Raw genomic sequence first — 17,296 nt, 5'->3', positions numbered from 1 at the left:
CCTTTGTTGGAGCACGATCTTTTCCAAAAACCGGCACCCACTTTTTGGGATCATGCTTCTAACGGTTGCAGTGTAACAGGATCGGCGCCGGCAGAGCTGGTAACACGAAATCAGTAGGTGGTGCGCCGCTCTTCGGAAGGCGGACGGCCGAACTGCAGCCGATAGCTCTGCGCGAAATAGGAGTGCGAGGTAAAGCCGGTGGCAATGGCCACGTCGAGGATCGGCATGTTGGTCTGGCGCAGCAGTTCGCGCGCTCGCTCAAGCCTGAGCCGCATGTAGTAACGACCGGGCGTGACGCTCAAATGGCGCAGGAACAAGCGCTCGACCTGGCGCACCGACAGGCCCGCCGATTTAGCAAGCTGCACGGCTGATAGCGGCTCGTCGAGATGGTCGGCCATCAGTTCGACGATGCGCCTTAGCTTCTCCGACTTGCCGGTCAGGTCGCGCTCCGGCCCGACGCGCTGGCGGTCGCCGGCGGAGCGGATGCGCTCATGCTGGAACTGGTTGGCAACGCCGTTGGCGAGGTTCGAGCCGAAGTCGCCACGCACGATCTCCAGCATCAGGTCGATCGAGGTGGTGCCGCCGGCGCAGGTGTAGCGCTTGCGGTCGATCTCGAAGACGTTGCCGGTGCAATTGATGTCGGGAAAGCGCTCGACGAAGCCGGCGCGGTTTTCCCAATGGATGGTGCAGCGATAACCTTCGAGCTGACCGGCTTCGGCCAGGAGGTAAGAGCCCACCGACAGCGCGCCGAGCGCATTGCCGCGCCGGCCCCAGCTGCGCAGCGCCGCCAGCACCTTGCTCTTGCCGGGGAACTCGACCGACAGGCCCACCGACACGAACAGGATATCGACCGGCGGCAAATCGGCGACGGCATAGTCGATCTTGAGCGGCAGGCCGTTGGAGGCCATGACGGGATCGCCGTCGGCCGAGACCGTGGTCCAACCATAGAAATCGCGGCCGAGCAGGCGGTTGGCCGAGCGGAAGGTATCGATCGCCGCTGCCAACGAAAACATCGAAAACTTGTCGACCAGCAAGAACGCGAATTGCCGGCCCCCTTGAACGGGATCATCCGGCCGTTCAGAGGGTATAGTAAGGTTCGGCAAAGAAGCTGCTTTCTGGGTCAGAAGGAAGGCCGCTTCAAGCCGGCCGCAAGGTAGGCTGAGGCTAACGTATTGGCCATCAGCATGGCAATGGTCATCGGTCCGACACCGCCGGGCACGGGGGTGATGGCGCCGGCGGCCTTGGCGGCTTCGGCATAGGCTACATCGCCGACGAGGCGGGTTTTGCCTTCGCCCTTCTCGGGTGCGGCAATGCGGTTAATCCCGACATCGATCACGGTGGCGCCGGGCTTGACCCAGTCGCCCTTGATCATTTCGGGCCGGCCGACGGCGGCAACCAGAATGTCGGCTGTGCGGGCCAGCGCCGGCAGATCCTTGGTGCGGCTGTGGGCGATGGTGACGGTGCAGTTGGCGGCAAGCAACAGATTTGCCATCGGCTTGCCGACGATGTTGGAGCGGCCGACGACGACCGCGTTGAGGCCGGAAAGATCCTTGCCGCGCACGCGTTCGATCAAAAGCATGGAGCCGGCCGGCGTGCAGGGCACGAAGGCTGTTTCGAGTTCGCCGGTGCCGAGCTTGCCGACATTGATGAAATGAAAGCCGTCGACATCCTTTTGCGGTGCGATGGCCTGGATGATCTTGCCGGCATCGATATGGGCGGGAAGCGGCAGCTGCACCAGAATGCCGTTGATGGCCGGATCGGCGTTGAGTTCGCCGATGATCTTCAGCAGTGCCGCTTCGGACGTGTCGGCCGGCAGCGTGTGCTGCAGCGAATGAAAGCCGCATTCCTTGGCGGTGCGCGACTTCGACGCGACATAGACCTGGCTTGCCGGATCCTCGCCGACGATGACCACCGCCAAGCCGGGCTGGGCCTTTCCCTTGGCGACCAGGTCCTCGGTCAAGGCCTTGACCTTCTGAACCACGTCTGCGGCGACGATCTTTCCGTCAATCACTTCGGCCATGAACCATCCTCGACATCATTCCAGCCAAGGCGCGGCGCGCGCCTTGAACGTTGCTTCGTGCATGTCGTTGTTCCAAACGTTCCGCCCATTCGGGTAAAGCCCGACGGCAGCGCTTTTTGGGCGCCATGCTGCGCGGCATTGTCACGAAATTTGGCCTAAGCAATCCCGTCAAAGCGCCGTCACATGCCGTAAACTCGAAACCGGCAGCTTTTATTCTGTGCTGACGGGCTCAGAGCGACTCATCCTTTCACGGAAAGGCTGAACCGCTCTATATTCTTGTTTTGACGCAATTCCCAAGGGAAAGCGCGCTACGCGCTTTTCCCGGGAAAACCGTTTCACACTTTTCCTGGAATTGCTCAGAAATAGCGGCGGTGCGAACGGCTTTCGGTGAGTTCGCGCACCGCTTCGCGAAATTCGCGCAGGCTGGCGCGGATATCGTCGATTTGCGCCTGCTGGTCTTCCGGCGCCGCCCCAGCGGGCTGCGGAGAAGACCACGGCCCGGACGCCGCGGGCAGCGGCTGAGCCTGCGAATAGGCATAGTCAGCCGGCTGACGAGGCTGCGCGTAGCCAGGCTGCTGCGCAGGGGAATTGGCGTGCGGAACCTCGTTCCGGAAGTCCGGCTGGCGATAGCCCACAGGCTCCTGCACCGGCCTTGTATATTCGGCGGCTGGTTGGGCGCGGTAGGTCTCGACGGGTTCGCCTGACCTCCCGCTACCCGGCGCGGCTTTGCGCATCGCCGAGAACAGTCCGTCGAACAGACCTGGGCTCCGGGCGGGAACGGCCGCGGTCGGCAACACCGGAGGTGCTGCCGGTGGCGGCGCCACAGGCAGCGGCGCGCGATAGACCTTGTCCTCGACCGGAGGGCGGCGCTCGTCCATTCTGCCGCGCGAACGCGAATTGGCAGCGCCGCGCAGGCTGGCAAAGGCGCCGCGCATGGCGCCGACACCGATGCCCGAAGCAAGCCCGAGCAGCAGGCCGGCCAGCGCTATTACAGCCCGCGACGGTCCGTTGGGTTCGAGCGGCGGTTGCGCGGGGGTCATCAGATTGATGTTGGTGGTGTTGATGTTTTGCTGTTCGCCGGTCTCCTTGGCGCGCAGAAGGTACTGTTCGTAGACGGAGCGTTTGGCGGTGGCATCGCGCTCCAGTTCGCGCAGGCTGACCAGATCGCTGTTGACGTCGCCGCTCTGGACCTTTGCCTGAGCCAGGCGGGAAGCGAGATCCTGCTCGAGCTGGACCGAGCGCTTCAAATCGACCTGTAGCGACGAGGCGATGCGGCGCAGTTCGCCTGCGATGCGCTCGCGCGAGCCGTTGAGCTGGGCACTGAGCGCCTGGTATTCGGGATGACGCGGTCCCAGACGCACGGCGGCGCGGTCGGCCTCCTGCTTCAAAACTGCATATTGCGCGCGCAGTTCGCTCATCGTGTTGGAATTGATTTCTTCCGGCAAGGTGCCGTTGATGACCGAATTGACGTCCAGCGAACGCGCCGACGCGGCCCGGGCATTGAGTTCCAGCGTACGGGCCCGGGTGACTGAGAGCTGCTCGTTGAGCTTCAGCATCTGGTCGTCGCTGATCAGATGGCCCTGCGCGTCGACGAGATCATGCGTGGCCCTGAAATCCTCGACCTTGCGCTCCGCTGTCTCGACATTCTTACGCAGGTCATCGAGCTTGGCCGTCAGCTGGTCCGTCGCGCGCCCGGCCATCCCGAACTGGTATTGGGCCGCCTCCTGCTGGAAAACGTCCCTGGTCCTATTGGCTATCTCGGCCGATTTGTCGGCGCTTTGAGTGGTGGCGCTGATGGAAACGACAAAGCTCTTGCCGCTGCGCTCAACCGACAGGCTCTTGGCCAGATTGCCGACCGCCAGCGCCTGGCGGCGCACTTCACCGCCGCCGCCAGGGCCATCCTGGCGCGACAGTATCGAGCGAATGAGCGACAGGACGCCAAGGCCGCCAGAGCCCTGTCCGTTGAATTCCGGATCGTCGACGAGATTGAGATCGGCCACGACCTTGTCGAGGACCTTGCCGGATGTCACCATCTTGATGCGGGTTTCGACAACAGCCAGCGCCGCATCGGGCTGCCCGACCGGTTGGGTGAGATCGTTGTCGGAAAGCTTCAGGTCGCCTGGCTCGATGACCATCTGTGTGGTGGCTTCGTATTTCTTCGGTGTCGAAACGGCGACGGCGACGCCGAGCACCGTCCCCAATATCGTCGTCGAGACGATCAGCAACTTGGAACGAGTAATGCCGCGGACGACCTGGAGCGGATCGATCAGCGGCTTCCATTCCTGCCCGTCATCGTCGTCGCGGTCCGGTTGCTGCTCGTGGAAAGAGCGGGGCTCATAGGCCGCGCGGGAGCTAGGCTCCTGACGCCGGCCGGAAACAGGCTCCTCACGCGCGCTGGCGGCCGAAACGGGTTCGCCGTCGGCCTGGAACTGCGGCGGCTCGGGCGGTGACGTTGGCGCCGGATTCGACCGCGCCTCGCGTTGCGATCGGGCTATGCGGTGACGCGTGGCGGCATCCTCGCGCCATGACGGATCCACCCGGTCACCGATCGAGACCGCCGACGCATCCGCCGCCTCATCGCCGCGCACAGCTTTGCCGAGCGCCAGGAGGGAGCGCTCGCGCCTCCAGTCTTCACGGTTTTCCCTGTCGACCATTGTCTCGAAACTTTACCTTCGACGGCGCGGGAGCGGCGGTCGGCCAATCGTTAAGTCACGCTAAACAGGCATGGGAAACAAAAGGTTAATTTCCGAAGTCTGCAAGTGAAAGTTTCTCGCTTCGCCACGCATTGCCGGGATCTGTAAAATGGGGTCAGAACCGCACGTTAAGCTTTCCGGCTTACGGCTTTCCTCGATATGACGCAGGCCAGCGACATACCGCAAAGGCGGACACTCGCCCGCATCGGCACCTTCCTTGCCGAAAGACGGGGGCTGGTTCGCGACTATCTTTCAGCCATCAGCGGCGCCGGCGGGCGGCTGGTGTTCTCGCTTGCCTATTTCATCGCACTTGCCAACACGCTGTCGATTGCCGAGTTCGGCATGTTCGCCACCGCCTCGGCGGCCGGCGTCATGCTGTCGCGCATCCTCGCTTTCGGCTTCATCTCGGCGCTTTACCGCACAGCCACCATCCGCCCCAATCTGATCGGCACCTTCACCGCCGGCTTCCTTTTGCTTGGCGCCGTGTCCTTACCACTGCTGGCGGCGGCCTCCTGGGGCGTCTACCTGATCTTCTTCGCCAGCACCGTGCCTCTGGCCGTCTTTGCCGCAATCGTCTTTGCCGAAGCGCTTTTGTGGCGGCCGGTCGAGGTGGTGCTGATCGTCAACAACGGGCTCGGCAAATTCGGCCGCGCCGCGGTGCTGTCGATCGTGACCACGGCGTTCCGTGCGCTGGGCGCCGTGCTGTTCATGCTGTCGGGGCAGCACAGCGTCTGGATCTGGTCGTTGTTCTACATCGGCGCCAACGCCGCCTCGCTGCTGCTGGCCTTCGGCTTCTATTATCCACGCCAGCGGCTGAGGCTGCGCACCGAGCTCTATCTCAGGCGGCTTGCCGATTCGATCTATGTTGCAGGAGCCGAAGTGCTGTTCTACCTGCAGTCGGAATTCGACAAGCTGCTCGTGCTGGCGATCGGCGGGCCGCATCTGGCCGGCATCTATGCCATCATCATGCGGCTGGTCGACCTGACGGCAATACCGATCCGCACCTTCTCGATGATGCTGGTGCAGAGGATGATGCGGGCGCCGGAGCTGTTGTCGCGACTGCGGGTCAAGAGCGGTATCGAAGCCGGCGTGTTCCTGGTGTCGACATTGGCACTGGCCGCACTCGGCATCGTGCTGCATTTCTTCCCCAATGCACTTGGCCGGAATGTCGCCGAGGCGGCGCCCTTGGTGGCGTTGGCAATCGGCGTGCCGGGACTGCGCAACCTGGTCGAATACCAGGCCGAGCTGCTGTTCGCGCGCGGCCAGACCGCGCTCAGGGCGCTCAACCTCGGCCTGCTGGCGGGGCTGAAGGCGGTGCTGTTGACCTATGTGCTGACCACGATTGCCGACACGCCCAGGCTTGTCGTATCGCTCAATGTCGTCTTCCTGCTGCTCTATCTCGCCTCGGCGCTGCTGACCTATTCGGCGCTGCGCAAGCCCGCCAAGGCAATCTAAGCCAATCCGATCAGGCGGCGGATGCGGCCGATATCGGTGCCGATGAAGGATTGCATGCCGATCGCCACCTGCCCCGGTGCCATAGCGGCGACGAAGCTGCGGAATTCGTCATCCGACAGCGCCTCCCCGGTCCAGTGCACGCGGCAGAATTCCTCCGAGCCGTGGAAATGGCCGGCGCCCCCCAGCACATCGTCGACATAGCGGCCATAGATCATGCATTCGGAGAACCGGCGCACTGAAGCGATGACCTCGACCCAGCCGCGCGCGTGCACCTTCTCGATCTCGGCGCACATCGCCGTCACGGTCTGACGGCGCCAGGCGATCAGCGTCGAAATATAGTCGTGGTTCGAAACCTCGGATGCATCGATACCAATCGCCGAGGCCGCATTGCGCGACCAGATGCGATGCTCGTCGTGACCGTCGCTCGACAGCACGCCGTCGCGCCGGAACAGCCGCACCTTGCCGTCGCGCCAGAAGGCGCTCAGATCGAATGGCTTGAGGAAGGCGACGTCGGAATCGCAGAAGACCAGCACGTCTTCTCCAGCATGCGCAGCGATGGCGATGCGGCGCAGCTGCTGCACATGCCAGCCGCGCAGCGGCTGGGTCTTGAGACTGAGCCAGATGCGACGGCGAAAGAGGCTCATCGGATCGTCGAACACACGCAGCCAGCGCGGCAGCAGGTCGCGCTCGTCGACAACGCTGCGGCGGTCGTTTTCCAACTGGCGAAACAGCGCCACGTCGCGGTGCTCGACCAGAATGTAATGATGCGCCAAGCCGGAGACATGGCGGTCGAGGGTCTCGCACAACAGGCGGCAGCGTTCGAAATCCGGCGCATAGCTGGCGGTCACCACCGCCGCCGTCGGCGTTTGCGGCAGGGCACCGGTCTCGGCTGCAGGGCTCGGCACGACGCGGCTGTTCACCGCAACTCTCCGGCGGGCTCGGGCCGACGCGAGAATTTCTGCCTGACGACACGCAGCAGGAACACCGGATTGCCGACGACGTAGCGGCGCCACAGCCGGCCGGGCTCGATGCACAGACGGAACAACCATTCGAGCCTCAGCTGGCGCATCCACAGAGGCGCCCGCGGCACCGTGCCGGAGAGAAAATCGAGCAGCGCGCCGACGGCGATCGGCAGCGTGCAGTGGCGGGCATCGATATGACGGGCGATCCACAATTCCTGGCGCGGCACGCCCATGGCCACAAGCAGCACGTCGGGCCGCAATACCTCGATGCGATCGACGATCGCCTGCTCTTCGGCGGGGGAGAAATAGCCGTCATGGATGACGACGAATTCGTGCTGCACCGCCAGAGCGGCTAGCCTGACCGACGCCGCCTCGGCGTTGGCGCGGGTGGCGCCAAGCAACCCGACGGTCAGCGGCCTCGCCGATGCCTGCAGAAAGGCCGGAATGAGATCAGTGCCGTTGAGATTGTCCGGGAACGGCGCGCCGTAGAGCAGCTTTGCCGCCAGATCGACGCCAACGCCGTCAGGCAGGATGAGGAAATCGTCGAGCGCCTCGGCAAAGACCGGATCGGTAGAGGCGATGTTGGCGTTGTGAGCGTTGAGAAAACTGACCTTGGTGAAGCGCCGCTCGGCAATCAGACGAGCGAGCAGCGCGATCGCGTCATCCCAGCCGATGGCAAGGACCGAAATGCCAAGGATCGTCTTCAGCGTATCGAGCCCGAAGGCGGCGCGGGCGGTGTGCATGTTCATGCAAACACCTCCTCCCCCACCGACCCGAGCTTTTCCAGGCCGAGCCTGATGGCGGCATCCAGTGCCTTGATCTGCCGGCGGTGAAAGGCGCTGCCATCGACATCCTTGACATCGGCCGCCGCTGCCTCCAGCGCGCCGGCGAAGGCGGCCGGATCGTCGGTGACGAAGCAATTTGCCGGGCGATGATCGATGCCGCGCAGCGAACGGCTGGTGGCGACCGACGGCAGGCCGAGCTCGAAGGTTTCGATGGTCTTGAGCTGAACGCCGCTGCCCGCGGTGCTGATCAGTGGAATGACGGCGGCGCCGCGCACGAAATTCTGGGCGTCGGACACGCGGCCGACAAATTCGACACCGGGATGGGCAGAGGTGATATCCGACGGCATGTTGCCGGCGACCCTGATGCGAAAGCTCCGGCGAAGATGCGGCACGACTTTTTCCAGGAACCAGTCGAGGCCGATGCGGTTCGGCTGCCAGGTCCAAGTGCCGATCAGCGCCGCGTCGCAATCGATGCGGCGCGGCTTGACCGGCTTTGGCGCCGTGGCAGTGGTCACCAGCGGCAGCACCGCCGAGCGGTCGTCGCTGGCAACGCCGAGTGCGGCGCGGTCTTCCTCGGCCAGCGTGAAGACGAAGCGAGCCCGGCGGCAGAGCCGCTCCTCCATGGTCTTGAGCAGCCTGGCCTCGCGGGCAAACAGCAGGCGCTGGAAGCGACTGTTTGCTGCTGCCGCATTCTCTTTGGCCGAACCATGTTCGACATTGTGGGCGACGAAAATCGAGGGACGGTCGGCGAACAGTTTTTCAAAGGCGCCGGCGAACTGCACCGAATTCAGGACATAGCCGTCGAAGGGACCGGCGCGCTCGATCGCGGCACTGACTTCGCTGTCGGAAACCGCGCGCAGCTTCACGGAAGCGAAGGTGAGCCCTGACAGCACCGCCTTGCCAAGCCAGGCGAGCTTCTGCCGCGCCGAGGCGCTTTCCGTGCGCACGTCGACGGCGCCGAGCACGATGGTGTTTTCGGGGTCGCTGGGCGCCTTGCCCGGCCAGATGAAGCCGATGACGGTGAGGCGCACGCCGGCGCGCCGCAAGGCGGCGATGATCGCAGCGTTGGCGATCTCATAGCCCGAAGCGAGAGCGCCGTCGGGCACGATCGATGTGGCGAACAGCAGATGCATCTCACCTATCCAAGCGTCAGCCACTAGCAAAGCTGGGTGAACCCTTGATTAAATCATGCGACGCAACGGCTGAAAGGCGCGGACCGGCAGGCGCCGCTGCGAAAGGTGATTAACGAAACGTTATCGTCGCGGTGTTATCAAAAAGCCAGATTTAAAACATGCGGCTGGAGCGGATGATCCCTTTGCCATCGGACGGTTCGGTATCGATTGCGGGACGCTCTCCGGGGCTCGCCGCAGAGACGATCGAAGCCGTCGTCACGCTGCCGACCTTCATGCGGCCACAACTGCTGCTGGAAACGCTGGCGTCGCTGAAGGCACAGCAAACCAGCCGGCGCTTCGCCGTCATCGTCATCGAAAACGAAGCCAAGGCGCGTGAGGGCGCCAAGGCGGCCGTGCCGCTGTTCGAACGCGACGATATGAAAGGCATGGTCATCATCGCGCACGAGCGGGGCAATTGCAGTGCCTACAATGCCGGCTGGCAGACGGCGATCCTGCATTTTCCGGATTTCCGCCACCTGCTGGTCATCGACGATGACGAGATCGCCGACGCGGACTGGCTGGAGCGCATGTGCAAGACGGCGGAGACGCTTGGCGCCGACATTGTCGGTGGCCCGCAAGTGCCAGTGTTTACCGATCCTGCTCACGCCAAATGGGCCGAGCACCCCGTGTTTGCGCCGCCCTATCGCCAGACTGGACGCGTGGCCGCACTCTATTCCTCTGGCAACCTTCTGGTCGGGCGCAATGTGCTCACCATCATGGGGCCACCCTTCCTCGACCTGCGGTTCAACTTCATGGGCGGCGGCGATTCCGACTTCCTCAGCCGCTCGGCGCAGAAAGGTTTCGTGCTTGGCTGGTGCGCCGAGGCAAAGGTGCGCGAAGGCGTTCCAGCCCGGCGCGTCGAGGCTGACTGGATCCGCGCCCGATCCTTACGCAACGGTGTAATCTCGACGCTGGTCGAAAAGAAGAAGCGCGCCGGCACGCCATTCGCCGGCGCCAAGGTGTTTGCAAAAAGCCTGGCGCTGCTGATAGCCTCGCCCGTGCGCGGCGCAATCAAATTGGCGCGGACAGGATCGCTGTCGACGGCGCTTTACCCCGTCTATGTCTCGCTCGGCCGCGTGCTTGCCGAATTCGGATACGCCAATGAGCAATACAGGCAGCCTGAGAAGAACTGACGAGCTGCTGCTGGGCGGCATCGTCACCCGCGACGGCGTGGCGACGGCGATTGCCGCGCTGTTGTTTGCCGTCGTCATCGTGTCGTTCCGGCCGTTTCAACCGGCAGGCGCGGAACTGACCGGCGACGGCGGCGACATCGTCAACCAGCTCGGCTTCAGTTCGCTCGGCGCCATTTCGATCTTCTCACTGCTGACGTTCGCCGACCCCAAGGTGGTGCGCTCGCTGCTCAGCCCGTCCTGGATTCTGATGCTCGGCTTTTTCATGCTTTCGGTCATCAACGCGACCGACCCGTCCTCGGCCATGCGCGCGGCCTTCTTCACGCTGCTTGGCGTTCTGACGATAGCGACGGTCCTGGTGCTGCCGCGCGATGCCGACAGTTTTTCGAAAGTCATCATATTCTGCGCGATCGTCGTTATCGGCCTGTCCTATATCGGCCTCATCGTCTTTCCGCATGAGGCCCTGCATACGGCCGATTCGCAGGAGCCCGAACATGCCGGCCTGTGGCGTGGTGTGTTCGCCCACAAGAACATTGCCGGACCAATCATGGCCTGCTTCAGCTTCGCCGGCCTCTATCTCTTCCGGCGCGGCCAGAAATTCTGGGGCGTGGCGATCTTCGGCGCGGCGATGATCTTCATGCTGCACACCGGATCCAAGACGACGGCCGGCCTAGTGCCGTTCTCGATCCTGATCGTCGTGCTGCCGGGCCTGATCGGCATGCGGTTCGGCACGCCGATCCTGTTTGCACTGGCGATCATTGCGACGGCCATCGGTACCTTAGGCATCGTCTTCATCCCCCCGGTGAAAGAACTGGCGGCCACCTATTTCCCCGACCTCACCTATACCGGGCGCACGACGCTGTGGGAGTTCTCCGGCGAGATGCTGGCGAAGAAGCCCTGGACCGGCTACGGCTATGAAAGCTTCTGGGGCACGCCGCTGCTGCTGAGCCAGGACCAGCCTTTCGACCGGGCCTGGGACATCCGGACCATCGTGCATGGCCATGACGGCTATCTCGACATTGCGGTGCTGATGGGCATCCCGGCGCTGTGCGTTGCCGTCTACACTTTCGTGATCGCGCCGCTGCGCGACTACATGCGCATCCCGCCGCGCAAGGAGAACATCTATCTCGGTGACTTCTTCATGATGGTGGTGCTGTTCACGGCGCTGAACGCTTTCCTCGAAAGCTTCTTCTTCCACCGCGGCGACCCGGTGTGGCTGTTCTTCGTGCTCGGCGCGCTTGGCCTGCGGCAAGTGTCGCTGCGGCCGATCGCGGTGCGCCGGCGACCTTGACCGGCTGGCCTGATCCAGCACCCCTTGAGGGGCTTTCCCGTCTGCCCGCTAGCGTCTAAGGAGAACCCTTGTCTCGGAGGGCTCTCAATGACGATCAGGCTTGTTCTCGCCGGTTGCGGCAATATGGGTTACGCCATGCTTGCGGGCTGGCTGAAATCCGGCAAGCTTGCCCCGCAAGCCGTGTTCGTGGTCGAGCCCACTGCCGAATTGCGCAAGCGCGCCGAGCACCTCGGTTGCAGTGTCGCCGCGGACGCGAACGGGATCCCCGCCGACGCAGAGCCCGACCTCGTCGTCATCGCCGTCAAGCCGCAGGTGATCCGCGACGTCACCGCCGCCTACAAGCGCTTCGGCGACGGCAGGACCACCTTCGTCAGCATCGCCGCGGGCACGCCGGTCGCCACCTTCGAGCACATACTCGGCCATCTCGCGCCTGTTATCCGCTGCATGCCCAACACGCCGGCCGCGATCGGCAAGGGCATGATGGTGGTCTATTCCAACCCGCTGGTGACCGACGACATCAGGCGTTTCGTTGCCGAGCTGCTGTCGGCGAGCGGTGTGGTGACGACGGTCGACGACGAAGGCCTGATGGACGCGGTGACGGCGGTTTCGGGGTCCGGTCCGGCCTACATCTTCCATTTCATCGAGGCGCTTACGGTTGCAGCCGAGAACGCCGGGCTGCCGACCGAGACCGCCAGGCTGCTTGCCATGCAGACCGTCTATGGCGCTGCTGCACTCGCTGCCGAAAGCGGCGAGGAGCCTGGCGTCCTGCGCCAGCAGGTGACCAGCCCCAACGGAACCACGGCAGCAGCCCTTGCCGTGCTGATGGGCGAGGATCGGCTGACGAAGCTGCTGACCGAGGCGGTGGAAGCCGCGCGGCTGCGGTCGGTGGAATTGGGGAAGTAGCCCAGACGCTCGCGGGGCCGTATCAGCCCCACTTCATCTCACCCTTGGCGACCTTTGCGCCCAGTTCCAGGGACGAGACGTCCAGAAGATCGGGATAGCGCCGCTTCATCGCTGCAATCAGCTCGACGCTGGATTTCGCTTTTTCGGCTTCCTTATTGAAAGCTTCGAGGTAGGCGCGGGTGAATTCCACGGCCGCCAGACCGTCCGGTGCACCGGCTACCTGATGGGACGGCACCACGATGTTGGGTTTGCGGGACGCGATTTCGTTGAGCGCGGCAATCCATTTCTTGCGGTCGTCTACGGTTGGCTCGTCGGCAACCCAGACATGTACGCCGGACGAGATCAGCACGCCGCCGAACACCGCTTCAAGGCTGGGCACCCAGAGATACCGCCGGTCTTTCAGATCGGCGACGGTGACGATCTCGATCTTGTTTCCTTCGATTTCAAGTGAGGTAATATCGGAAGCCTCGGGAATGACGACATCCGCCAGGACCTTCGGTCCATTGTCCTTGAGCTGCGGGCTCCAGACCTCGAGCTTGCCTTGAACATTGGCTTTGATCGCCGCCACCGTTGCGCCGGCTGCGATGATCTTGGCGCCGGGGAATGCATCCGCGACGGGACGCAGGCCGAAATAATAGTCAGGGTCGCTGCAGCTGACGTAGATCGTGGTCAGAGTCTTGCCCGTCGCCTTGATCGCATCCGCGACCGCACGGCCATCGGACAGGGTAAATCCGCCGTCGAGGAGGATGGCTTCTTTTTCCCCGGTCAGCAGCACCGGCGTGCGGCGGAAACCATTCTCGTCAGCCTGAAAATAGGTCCATTCCAGCTTGGCGGCGGCCCTGGCTGCAAAAGCCAGAGGCTGAAGCATGGCAACCATGCCCGTTGCCAGAAGGGTTTTCATCGTCTCGCGTCTTGTCCAAATGGTTTGCAAGATTTCAATCCTCAATGGGGGTTCAACTGATCGTTCGGAGATTGGCATCTCGGCATCGTTTGAAAAACCCGGATCAAAGAGACAGACTGTATGAATAGATCATACAATGGCAGCCGATGGGTCTGCGCCGTCAGCACGAGCGCAATGACCAGGCGTGTTGCGCGAGCAGGTCAAAAGCCCCATGGCGCGACCGCGGCAGCATTTGGCCTGCTGGGCGGGAGCGGCTGACGAAGCTGCTGACCGAACCGTGGAACTGGGGGAGTAGGATCAGGCCAGATCGGTGTGGGAAAAGTCTTTCCCTTTGTAGAGCAAGGGCATCCCACGGCTTTTTGCCGAGGCATATGACAGGCAGTCAGCGAGATTGAGCTGAGCCGGGTGGCCGCGACCTTTGCCATAGTTCGAAAAAGCCTGGATCGCGAGCTTGGCATCACCCATTTCGATCGGAACCACCTCGATCGCGGCCTCACGCAGGAAGTCCTCTATCGCCTTTTCGGCGAAGAGCGGCTCCACCACCAACTTCGATGAAAGCCGCATCGCCGCTTCGAGCACGACCAGCGGAGATGTGATCCGTATCGAGGCCTGCCCGATCCGGCGGCTCCAATCGGCGGCGTCTTCCTCTCCGGCGAGGACAGCGATCACCACCGAGGTGTCGATGAACATCAGGAATGTCCCCACATCTCGTCGATCTCATCCTTAGTCAAATCCCTGCCGCCGCTTCCCGCCTTGGCCTTCAGATCGTTCGATATGGCGGCCAGCCGCTCAGCCAGCGGAACCTGTTCACGTTCGCGCTGAAGCTCGGATTCGAGCGCTTCGATCACCGCTTCGGTCAAGGAAATCTTTCGCTTTTCGGCAAGCTGCCGGGCGAGGTCACGGGCGCGCGGGTCTCTGATCTGGAGATTCATTCTGGAAGCCTCCGTTCGCTGTCACTACAATATAGTGATCTTGTCATGACAAAGCCAGAGAGCTGGCCTGTTCATGCCATCTCAGCCCCGTAGAGCATATCATCCTGCAGCTTCCGCAAAGCGAACAGCCTCGTCGTGCGGTCGGGCGTAGCATTGTCGGCGGTGAGCAGTTCGCCCTTCCTCACCGGTTTCAGCACCTTGCCGCCTTCGAGCAGGCCGACCGGCACTGCGCGATTGGCGCGCGCCTCTTCGACGGTCATGGTCCATGAGCGGTAGCAAGTCTCGCCGATGGCATCGAAGGTCTCGCCCATGGCGAGATCGCGCTTGGCCACCGCGCAGACCTCGGCGACCGGCCTCGGCAGCGGCACCATGTCTGGCCGGCCATAGAGCATGATGCGCGCCGCGGTCAGCGGCACTTCCAGCGAGGTCAGGTGATACGGCCGGAAGAAGCTGTAGTAGGGGCCGTGGCCTATGTGCAGATCGTCCATGCGCTCGACGATGCGCGGATGCGTCGCCTCGACGATGACGAACACGCCGGGCGCCACGCCCTTGCCGATGGTGTAGTCGACAACGCCCTTCTTCGACAGGATGCCGCCATCCGCCTTCGGGATGAGCACATTGGCCAGCTGATCGCGGTCGGCCTTTGGGCCGTGCATGCCGGGAACGTCTGGGACCAGCCCGGTGGCGTTGGCGATGGCGCACATCTCGACCATGGTTTTGGAACCGTCGACGAATTCGACCAGCATGCGCGGGTTCATGTTGCGGCGGATCGCTTCCTCGCGATAGTCGTCCGGAACGGCATCGTGGTTGAGCGGGTTGTTCTTGCCCTTGCCAGCCGAGACGATGGTGTAGCCGAGCGCCGACGCAAATTCGATCAGCTCCATGCAGCTCGACGGCTCGTCGCCGGCGCCGACCGAATAGACGACGCCGAGCCGGTCTGCCTGCTGCTTGAGGTAGCAGCCGATCGTGACGTCGGCCTCGACATTCATCATCACCAGGTGCTTGCCGTGCTCCATCGCCTTCAAGTCGAAATCGGCGGCGACACCAGGCTTGCCGGTGGCGTCGATGACGACGTCGATCAGCGGATTGGTGACCAGCATCTCGTTCGTGGTAATGGCGATTTTGCCCGCCTCGATCGCCGCGGTGACTTTCGAGCCCCTGTCCGCCTCGACCGCCATCGCCTCGTCGCCATAGGCGATGCGGATGGCGTCACGCGCCGTGTGCGGACGCCGCGTCGAGATGGCCGCGACCGAGATGCCGGGCATCAGCATGCCTTGCGTGACCAGGTCGGTGCCCATTTCGCCGGAGCCGATGACGCCGATGCGCACCGGGCGTCCCTCGGCGGCGCGCCTGGCGAGATCGCGGGCCAGTCCGGTCAGGGCGACATTGGTCATGCAAGCGTGTCCACGGCTTCTTGATTTGCAGGCGGGAATAGCAGGGAACGGCGCCGCTTTGCCAACGAAACCGGCGAACACCGGCAATTTCTCCGGCAACAGGCCCGGCCGGTGAGGCCAACCCCGGTAGAGGCTGATTGACCCGCCTCGGCGTCAAACCACCCTGATATAGCTCGTCATGCCGGTTTTCTGATGTTCGATGATGTGGCAGTGCAGCAGCCAGTCGCCGGGATTGTCGGCGACGAAACCGAGCTGAACCTTCTCGTTGGGCTGCATGAGATAGGTGTCGGAGATGACCGGCTGAACCTGGCGTGTCGACGACGACAGCACCTTGAAGCTCATGCCGTGCAGATGCATCGGATGCGCTTGCGGCGTCAAATTCTCCATGTCGATGACATAATTTTTGCCGAGCTTCAGCTCGGCCAAAGGCGCGGTCGGGTCCGGCGTGTCGCCCGGCCACGGTACCTTGTTGATGGCCCAGAAGGAGTAGCCTAGCGTGCCGCATATGCTGTCGCTCGGCACGTTTTCCGCCGTGGCGCTGAGCGAGAGCGCGATGTGTTTCGCGCTGGCGAGATCCACCTCCGGCACCGGGTTCGCTTCCAGCGGTGCGAGGTCTCGCAAATCGCGCTTGAGCGAGCTGCCGGTGGCGCGCAAGGTGGCGAGGACCTTGGGTTTGGTGCCTCTGATGTCGCCCAGGCTTACGATCGCGCCCTCCTGGTCAGGCATGCGGATGGCGAGCTCCATGCGCTGCCCCGGTCCGAGCAGCAAAGCATCGGGCGCAAAACGCTGCGGCACCGGATTGCCGTCCAGCGCGATGACCGCGGCCTCCCCACCCTCGACGCGAAAGGCGTAGATGCGGGTGACATCGGTGATGGCGACCCGCAGCCGCATCAACCCGCCGGCCGGCGCGTCGAATTGCGGCTGGTCGAGCCAGTTGGCGGTGCGCACCGTGCCATAGGTTCCGGTTTTTGCGGCATCGCGCGGCCGGAATTGCTGGATGAACTGCGCGTCGTCGCCGAGGCGCCAGTCGCGCAGATTGACGATTGCCTCGGCGTCGAATTTGGGATCGTTGGGGTTTTCGACCACGATCACGCCGGTGAGGCCATGGCCCATCTGCTCCAGCGTGTTGCAATGCGGGTGATACCAGAACGTGCCGGCGTCGGGCGGCGTGAAGGCGTAGTCGAAATGATCGCCGGTGTAGACGTAGGGCTGAACCAGGAAGGGGACGCCGTCCATCTTGTTTGGAACGCGAATGCCGTGCCAGTGGATCGTCGTCGGATCGTCGATGCCGTTGACGAGGCGGGCGGCGAAAGGCTCGCCCTTTTTCATCCTGAGCACCGGCGGCATTCCGGCCTCTCCATAAGTCAGCACATCGCGGGTCTGGCCGATATCCATGAACCTGGCCTGGATCTTTGCCGTCTTGAGAACCACCGGCTCGGGCGCGGCTGCGGCCCAGCCACTGAGCCTGGCCATCGCTGCAAGGCCAACCCCGCCAACGCCGGCAAGCGCGGCTGTTTTCAAAACCCTGCGGCGGGTGAGTGAGGTCATCTGGCGCTCCAACGGAATATGATTACCTGCCGCCCTGAATGACGGGCGGCGAAAGGCGCACAAGCCGATACTGCCACATCGCATCTCTGTCACGCCATGGCGAGCCGATG

General features: G+C 63.4%; 15 protein-coding genes. 4 read left to right on the top strand and 11 right to left on the bottom strand.

Annotation, left to right across the window (positions count from 1 at the left end; translation table 11 throughout):
- Positions 1 to 110 precede the first annotated feature (110 nt).
- From NLY44_RS29410 to NLY44_RS29400, 3 genes are all read right to left on the bottom strand, one after another.
- On the bottom strand, positions 111 to 1,103 hold the full coding sequence (locus NLY44_RS29410; protein ID WP_032905230.1) for a GlxA family transcriptional regulator: 993 nt from the start codon (positions 1,101 to 1,103) through the stop codon (positions 111 to 113).
- A 17-nt stretch (positions 1,104 to 1,120) separates the two neighbouring features.
- Complete coding sequence (gene folD / locus NLY44_RS29405) at positions 1,121 to 2,020, bottom strand: bifunctional methylenetetrahydrofolate dehydrogenase/methenyltetrahydrofolate cyclohydrolase FolD (RefSeq protein ID WP_023669302.1); 900 nt, start codon at positions 2,018 to 2,020, stop codon at positions 1,121 to 1,123.
- 356 nt (positions 2,021 to 2,376) lie between these two features.
- Positions 2,377 to 4,674: a GumC family protein gene (locus tag NLY44_RS29400; protein WP_023806617.1), complete on the bottom strand. Its 2,298-nt coding sequence runs from the start codon at positions 4,672 to 4,674 to the stop codon at positions 2,377 to 2,379.
- A 198-nt stretch (positions 4,675 to 4,872) separates the two neighbouring features.
- Here NLY44_RS29400 and NLY44_RS29395 point away from each other — a divergent pair, with 198 nt between their 5' ends.
- Positions 4,873 to 6,168, top strand: a complete 1,296-nt coding sequence (locus NLY44_RS29395) for a lipopolysaccharide biosynthesis protein (protein ID WP_023689338.1) — start codon at positions 4,873 to 4,875, stop codon at positions 6,166 to 6,168.
- Here NLY44_RS29395 and NLY44_RS29390 read toward each other — a convergent pair.
- Genes NLY44_RS29390 through NLY44_RS29380 form a run of 3 tightly spaced genes read right to left on the bottom strand, consistent with a single transcriptional unit; the run spans position 6,165 to position 9,048 of the window.
- A complete protein-coding gene (locus NLY44_RS29390) occupies positions 6,165 to 7,088 on the bottom strand; it encodes a DUF6492 family protein (RefSeq protein WP_023669299.1) in 924 nt (307 codons plus the stop codon). The genes NLY44_RS29395 and NLY44_RS29390 overlap by 4 nt on opposite strands.
- On the bottom strand, positions 7,085 to 7,879 hold the full coding sequence (locus tag NLY44_RS29385; protein WP_023806616.1) for a WecB/TagA/CpsF family glycosyltransferase: 795 nt from the start codon (positions 7,877 to 7,879) through the stop codon (positions 7,085 to 7,087). The genes NLY44_RS29390 and NLY44_RS29385 overlap by 4 nt, the downstream gene beginning before the upstream one ends.
- A complete protein-coding gene (locus tag NLY44_RS29380; protein WP_023806615.1) occupies positions 7,876 to 9,048 on the bottom strand; it encodes a glycosyltransferase family 4 protein in 1,173 nt (390 codons plus the stop codon). Before NLY44_RS29380 ends, NLY44_RS29385 begins: the two co-directional genes overlap by 4 nt.
- Positions 9,049 to 9,221: 173 nt before the next feature.
- Between NLY44_RS29380 and NLY44_RS29375 the strand changes: the two genes are divergently transcribed.
- The 3 genes from NLY44_RS29375 to proC all read left to right on the top strand — a co-directional run bounded on the left by NLY44_RS29375 (position 9,222) and on the right by proC (position 12,411).
- A complete protein-coding gene (locus NLY44_RS29375; protein WP_023735748.1) occupies positions 9,222 to 10,220 on the top strand; it encodes a glycosyltransferase family 2 protein in 999 nt (332 codons plus the stop codon).
- Entirely contained in the window at positions 10,189 to 11,508 is a 1,320-nt protein-coding gene (locus NLY44_RS29370) for an O-antigen ligase family protein (RefSeq protein WP_023753876.1), read from the top strand. The genes NLY44_RS29375 and NLY44_RS29370 overlap by 32 nt, the downstream gene beginning before the upstream one ends.
- Before the next feature lie 87 nt (positions 11,509 to 11,595).
- Complete coding sequence (gene proC / locus NLY44_RS29365) at positions 11,596 to 12,411, top strand: pyrroline-5-carboxylate reductase (RefSeq protein WP_023753875.1); 816 nt, start codon at positions 11,596 to 11,598, stop codon at positions 12,409 to 12,411.
- 22 nt (positions 12,412 to 12,433) lie between these two features.
- On the opposite strand, the gene NLY44_RS29360 is transcribed toward proC, so the two are convergent.
- The 5 genes from NLY44_RS29360 to NLY44_RS29340 all read right to left on the bottom strand — a co-directional run bounded on the left by NLY44_RS29360 (position 12,434) and on the right by NLY44_RS29340 (position 17,186).
- The gene (locus NLY44_RS29360) at positions 12,434 to 13,333 is read right to left on the bottom strand and encodes an MBL fold metallo-hydrolase (protein ID WP_023753874.1); all 900 of its coding nucleotides are present in this window, start codon (positions 13,331 to 13,333) and stop codon (positions 12,434 to 12,436) included.
- Positions 13,334 to 13,609: 276 nt separating this feature from the next.
- A complete protein-coding gene (locus tag NLY44_RS29355) occupies positions 13,610 to 14,002 on the bottom strand; it encodes a type II toxin-antitoxin system VapC family toxin (protein ID WP_023806614.1) in 393 nt (130 codons plus the stop codon).
- Positions 14,002 to 14,244, bottom strand: coding sequence for a type II toxin-antitoxin system VapB family antitoxin (locus tag NLY44_RS29350; protein WP_023704520.1), 243 nt, complete (start codon positions 14,242 to 14,244; stop codon positions 14,002 to 14,004). The genes NLY44_RS29355 and NLY44_RS29350 overlap by 1 nt, the downstream gene beginning before the upstream one ends.
- Before the next feature lie 71 nt (positions 14,245 to 14,315).
- Complete coding sequence (locus NLY44_RS29345; protein ID WP_023704521.1) at positions 14,316 to 15,638, bottom strand: NAD(P)H-dependent oxidoreductase; 1,323 nt, start codon at positions 15,636 to 15,638, stop codon at positions 14,316 to 14,318.
- Positions 15,639 to 15,791: 153 nt separating this feature from the next.
- Complete coding sequence (locus tag NLY44_RS29340; RefSeq protein ID WP_023707967.1) at positions 15,792 to 17,186, bottom strand: multicopper oxidase family protein; 1,395 nt, start codon at positions 17,184 to 17,186, stop codon at positions 15,792 to 15,794.
- Between the last annotated feature and the right edge of the window lie 110 nt (positions 17,187 to 17,296).

Origin of the sequence: Mesorhizobium sp. C089B, from assembly GCF_030323125.1 — a bacterium.
In the GTDB taxonomy this organism is placed as follows: Bacteria; Pseudomonadota; Alphaproteobacteria; order Rhizobiales; family Rhizobiaceae; genus Mesorhizobium.
The sequence above is the reverse complement of the archived record's forward strand: the minus strand, read 5'-3'. Positions and strand labels throughout refer to the sequence as shown.

Coding starts and splice junctions, on each gene's coding strand:
- NLY44_RS29375 (WP_023735748.1), top strand. CDS start 9,222: ATGATCCCTTTGCCATCGGACGGTTCGGTATCGATTGCGGGACGCTCT.
- proC (WP_023753875.1), top strand. CDS start 11,596: ATGACGATCAGGCTTGTTCTCGCCGGTTGCGGCAATATGGGTTACGCC.
- NLY44_RS29385 (WP_023806616.1), bottom strand. CDS start 7,879: ATGAACATGCACACCGCCCGCGCCGCCTTCGGGCTCGATACGCTGAAG.
- NLY44_RS29395 (WP_023689338.1), top strand. CDS start 4,873: ATGACGCAGGCCAGCGACATACCGCAAAGGCGGACACTCGCCCGCATC.
- NLY44_RS29370 (WP_023753876.1), top strand. CDS start 10,189: ATGAGCAATACAGGCAGCCTGAGAAGAACTGACGAGCTGCTGCTGGGC.
- NLY44_RS29345 (WP_023704521.1), bottom strand. CDS start 15,638: ATGACCAATGTCGCCCTGACCGGACTGGCCCGCGATCTCGCCAGGCGC.
- NLY44_RS29355 (WP_023806614.1), bottom strand. CDS start 14,002: ATGTTCATCGACACCTCGGTGGTGATCGCTGTCCTCGCCGGAGAGGAA.
- folD (WP_023669302.1), bottom strand. CDS start 2,020: ATGGCCGAAGTGATTGACGGAAAGATCGTCGCCGCAGACGTGGTTCAG.
- NLY44_RS29400 (WP_023806617.1), bottom strand. CDS start 4,674: ATGGTCGACAGGGAAAACCGTGAAGACTGGAGGCGCGAGCGCTCCCTC.
- NLY44_RS29380 (WP_023806615.1), bottom strand. CDS start 9,048: ATGCATCTGCTGTTCGCCACATCGATCGTGCCCGACGGCGCTCTCGCT.
- NLY44_RS29340 (WP_023707967.1), bottom strand. CDS start 17,186: ATGACCTCACTCACCCGCCGCAGGGTTTTGAAAACAGCCGCGCTTGCC.
- NLY44_RS29350 (WP_023704520.1), bottom strand. CDS start 14,244: ATGAATCTCCAGATCAGAGACCCGCGCGCCCGTGACCTCGCCCGGCAG.